This window comes from Collinsella sp. OM08-14AT, from assembly GCF_003438115.1.
Classification (GTDB): Bacteria; Actinomycetota; Coriobacteriia; order Coriobacteriales; family Coriobacteriaceae; genus Collinsella.
Genome location: NZ_QSTE01000028.1, coordinates 1 through 4,197, shown reverse-complemented (window position 1 = coordinate 4,197; position 4,197 = coordinate 1). Strand labels below are relative to the sequence as shown.

The 4,197-nt window shown below is 59.4% G+C and carries 4 protein-coding genes and 1 tRNA gene; 3 read left to right on the top strand and 2 right to left on the bottom strand.

The features are described from left to right. Positions 1-185 (top strand): hypothetical protein (locus tag DXC18_RS10755; RefSeq protein ID WP_233509068.1); only part of this gene is annotated, 185 nt, incomplete at its 5' end. Positions 186-382: 197 nt separating this feature from the next. Here DXC18_RS10755 and DXC18_RS10120 read toward each other — a convergent pair. Continuing rightward, entirely contained in the window at positions 383-934 is a 552-nt protein-coding gene (locus DXC18_RS10120; protein WP_199412260.1) for a LemA family protein, read from the bottom strand. A 304-nt stretch (positions 935-1,238) separates the two neighbouring features. Here DXC18_RS10120 and DXC18_RS10115 point away from each other — a divergent pair, with 304 nt between their 5' ends. Further along, positions 1,239-1,730: a TetR/AcrR family transcriptional regulator gene (locus tag DXC18_RS10115; protein WP_117717059.1), complete on the top strand. Its 492-nt coding sequence runs from the start codon at positions 1,239-1,241 to the stop codon at positions 1,728-1,730. A gap of 3 nt (positions 1,731-1,733) precedes the next feature. Here the strand turns inward: DXC18_RS10115 and DXC18_RS10110 are convergent. Continuing rightward, positions 1,734-1,823 (bottom strand) — tRNA-Ser (locus DXC18_RS10110). A gap of 51 nt (positions 1,824-1,874) precedes the next feature. On the opposite strand from DXC18_RS10110, the gene tadA reads away from it, so the two are divergent. After that, on the top strand, positions 1,875-3,656 hold the full coding sequence (gene tadA, locus DXC18_RS10105; protein WP_117717058.1) for a tRNA adenosine(34) deaminase TadA: 1,782 nt from the start codon (positions 1,875-1,877) through the stop codon (positions 3,654-3,656). Positions 3,657-4,197: the final 541 nt, after the last annotated feature.

The following is a 4,197-nucleotide window of genomic DNA, read 5'->3' as shown; positions in this document are numbered from 1 at the left end:
CTGAATTAAAGATGGCGCGCGGCCTTTTAGGCCGCGCTTTTGTTTTGGTTCGCGCCATGTGGGGGTGGTGGCGACGTGCATTTTTGCGAGTATTCTGCAATCGAAGGCCCCTGCATACCGGCCTCGGGCAAAAAATCGGGATTTCTCGATGTTTTCTACGAATGATGGGCGGGGTTATGGGCTGACAGCGTTTGATTTGCAGGGATATTTGCGCTCTTTGGCATTTATCGCGGCGCCCGAAGCCCTTGGTTATGTTGAATACTCCTAAAAATGCACGGCACTTAGAGGGGGACCTTCGCGAAAAAGGAAACCGCCCCGTCGAAGTATGCATTCGACAGGGCGGTTTATGCATTTGGCCGATTAAAGATGCGCTGTCAAACTACTAGAACTTGACGGTCGGGGCCTGGCGGGCTGCTTCGGCGGCCTCGAAGCCCTGGCGCTCCTTAAACTGGAAGATGCCGGCAAAGATGACAGCCGGGAACGTCTGGATGGCGTTGTTGTAGCTGAGCACGCAGTCGTTGTAGCTCTGGCGTGCATAGCTAATCTTGTTCTCGGTATCCTCGAGCGATGCCTGCAGCTGCGTAAAGTTGGTGTTTGCCTTCAGATCGGGGTAGGCCTCGGCCACGGCGAAGAGCTGGCGCAGCGCATCGGTCAGCACGTTGTCGGCTTCCATCTTGGCCTCGGGCGTGGTGGCCTTGACGGCGGTGTTACGCGCGCTGATCACGGCGGAGAGCGTCTCTTGCTCGTGCTTGGCGTAGCCCTTGACGGTCTCGACCAGGTTGGGGATCAGGTCGTTGCGGCGCTGCAGCTGCGTATCGATGTTCTGCCAGGCGTTATCGATGCGGTTACGCTTGGTGACCATGTTGTTGTAGATGCCGGCGATGGCGCAGACAATCACAATGACAACAACGATGCCGATGATGACGGTAATCATGATGTCTCCGTTTCGAATGGCCGCGGCGGCATGCGCCAGCTGCCGTTGGTATAACGCTACTAGTATACCCGCAACGTTTTGCCGTGCCGAACTTTCCGGTAAGCGTTATGTTTTCGGCGGGGTCGGCACCGGGGTAAAACGCGCGAGGTACAGGTGTAAGATATGCGACAGATTGACGAGTGTTGTCTTTGCCCTGAGGATGGCGATACCAGTGGACCTTCGCATTAAGAAAACCTACCGTGCCCTGTTCGATGCTTTCACCGAGCTTCTCGAGTAGCATCGTTTTGAGGATTTGACGGTTGCTATGCTGTGCGACCGGGCCATGATTCGCCGCACGACGTTCTATAAGCACTTTCGCGATAAAAACGATTACTTCGCCTTTTATATCGATGAGCTCATGTCGGGCTTGCCGCAAAAACAGCCCGATGAGGCCGGCGCAGTGTCTGCCGAGGACGTGCGCGCGCTTCGACATGCGATTTTGGACGATGCCATGGATTTGATTCTGGCGCACGAGCAGCTCATGGATAACATTTTGGCAAGCAGCATGTCGGGTATGTTGACCAACGTTATTTGCGACCGCATTGTCCGTTCCATCCGCGAGCGTGTGATGAACGTGCTTGCCGAGGATGCCCTGGCCCCCGTTTCGCTTGAGACGACGTCTGAGTTTGTCGCCGGCGGTATTATTCGACTTTTCACGATATGGTGGGAGTCGGGTCACGACCTCGAGCGTCGACCCGAGATGGCCGACGTGGTCGATGCGCTGTTCGAGCGAACCATGACGCCGGTACATCATTAGAAGTGGCGGAGAGAGGGGGATTCGAACCCCCGGAACGCTCTCGCGCTCAACGGTTTTCAAGACCGCCGCATTCAACCGCTCTGCCATCTCTCCGTGAGTCGTAATGATAGCATCGTTTTGAATTTGCAACAGGGAAGGCGAACGATGACGATCACCGAAATCGATGAGAAGTTCATGCGCGAGGCGCTGGCCGAGGCGCGCGCCGCCGCGGCGGTGGGCGAAGTTCCCATTGGCGCTGTGGTGGTGCGCGCGGGTGAGATCGTCGCGCGGGCGCATAATCGTCGCGAGCTCGACCAGGACCCTTCGGCGCATGCAGAGTTCGCGGCCCTGTGCGCTGCCGCTCGGTCGCTCGGTCGCTGGCGCCTTTCCGATTGCACGGTCTATGTAACGCTCGAGCCCTGCTGCATGTGCGCGGGTCTTATGGTCAACACGCGCGTAGGACGCTGCGTGTATGGCGCGGCCGATGCCAAGGCGGGCGCGTTGGGATCCCTATACGATTTGAATGCCGACTCGCGCCTGAATCATCGGTTTAATGTGGCGACTGGGGTCCTGGCGGATGAGTGTCGTGAGGTGTTGAGCGGCTATTTTAGTGGGCTGCGTGGCACCGATGGTACTGGCTGCGGCTGTGGGGCCGATCTTGAGGCACATGCCGCTCATGCCGAGGCGCTCGCGTGTGCCGAAGATATCGCCGTTGAGGCGGTCGATTTTGGTGCCGCGTGCCGCCGGCCCCGCCGTGTGCTGTTGGCGATTGATTCCTTTAAGGGCAGCGTGTCGAGTGCGCAGGCGGAGGCGGCGGTTGCCGAAGGCGTGCGCCGCGTTTGGCCCGATGCCGAGGTGTGCACATTGCCGCTGGCAGATGGTGGTGAGGGAACGCTCGATGCCGTTGCCGCCTGCGGTGGCGAGCTTGTGACCTGCGAGGTTGCAGGGCCCTTGGGCGAGCGTGTGCCTGCCCGGATGCTGGTTGATGTCGAGCATGAGTCGGCTGTTATTGAGATGGCCGAAGCCGCGGGCATCGGGTACTCGCCTTGCACGGAGTCGTCGGCGCTGGCTGCTACAACCTATGGCGTGGGCGAACTGATGCTTCATGCGGTTCGCGCGGGTGCAAAGACTATCTATATTGGCTTGGGCGGCAGCGCCACCAACGACGGCGGCGCCGGCATGCTGCAGGCGCTGGGCGCGCGTGTGGTCGATGAGCACGGCCGCGATATCGCTCCCGGTCTCGCGGGTCTCGAACACGTGGTGAGTATCGATTTGGCGCCAGCGCTTCGGGCGCTGAACGGCGTGCGTGTCGTGGTGCTTTCCGATGTCGAGAACCCACTCGTGGGACGCCGAGGTGCCCTAGCGGTGTTCGGTGGGCAGAAGGGCCTGCCGACAGATGATACCGAGGCGCTACGCAGGTACGACAGTTGGATGGTCGGCTACGGTCGTTTGCTCGATGCGGCGATTGCCGGAGCTCGAGCCCAGGGGTTGATGCGCACACCCGAGGGCGCACGGACATTTGGCTCGGTGCTCGGCGTGCCCGGTGCCGGTGCTGCGGGCGGCCTAGGTGCTGCGCTGCTGGCGCTCGGTGCGGAGCTGCGCTCTGGCGTGGAGACGGTGCTCGATCTGGTTGGGTTTGACGAGCGCGTGCGCGATGTCGACCTGGTCATTACAGGCGAGGGCAATATGGATGAGCAATCCGCCGCCGGCAAGGCGCCGGTGGGTGTGGCCTGCCGTGCGAAGCGATATGGCAAGCCGGTGGTCGCCGTCGTGGGCGGTCGTGCCGACAACCTGGATGCGGTGTACGAGCAGGGTATCGACTTGGTTTTGCCGATTTGCCGCAAGCCCATGGATCTGGAGCAGGCACTCGATCCGCAAGAAGCCACAACCAACCTCATCTGTGCCGGCGAGTCTGCCGCCCGAGCCTACGACCTCGGCCGCCTCTAAAACCCATCCCCTCGATAAGTTGCGGTGAAATACGGAGTGTTTTTGCCTTTAAGGCGCCAATTCAGTCCGTATTCCACCGCAACTTCGTGAATTGCCATCCGAGGCTGGTCGACATGGGTCTCGAGTCGGACCGTTTGCCACGAAACACGGCTATCTACTACGTTTAACCGGCCATCCTCGACCATCCCGGAATTTGTGAAATTAAAACCGCAGGTAGAAAGCTTGCCGATTTTCGAAAAAGCCGGCTATGGTTGACCCCTGCGGCCTAAACGTAGTAGATAGGCCCTTTTCGTGGCGCAGCGTCAGACCAGTCTATTTGGGACGGGGCTATTTTGTGGGTTGTGGGGGATAAAGATTGCCGACGGTTTAATCCCGCCGAACCCCTTTGATGGCGCGAATGGTTCGATTTGACGACCGAATGGCAACCTGACGCGGAATGGCGGGTCATTTAAATTGCTACACTTTTAAGCATATGGCGATGTCCTGCCTTGCGTTTTTGCGCGGGGGGTGTTCCTATAGTTTTGTCAACTGGGAAATGCTC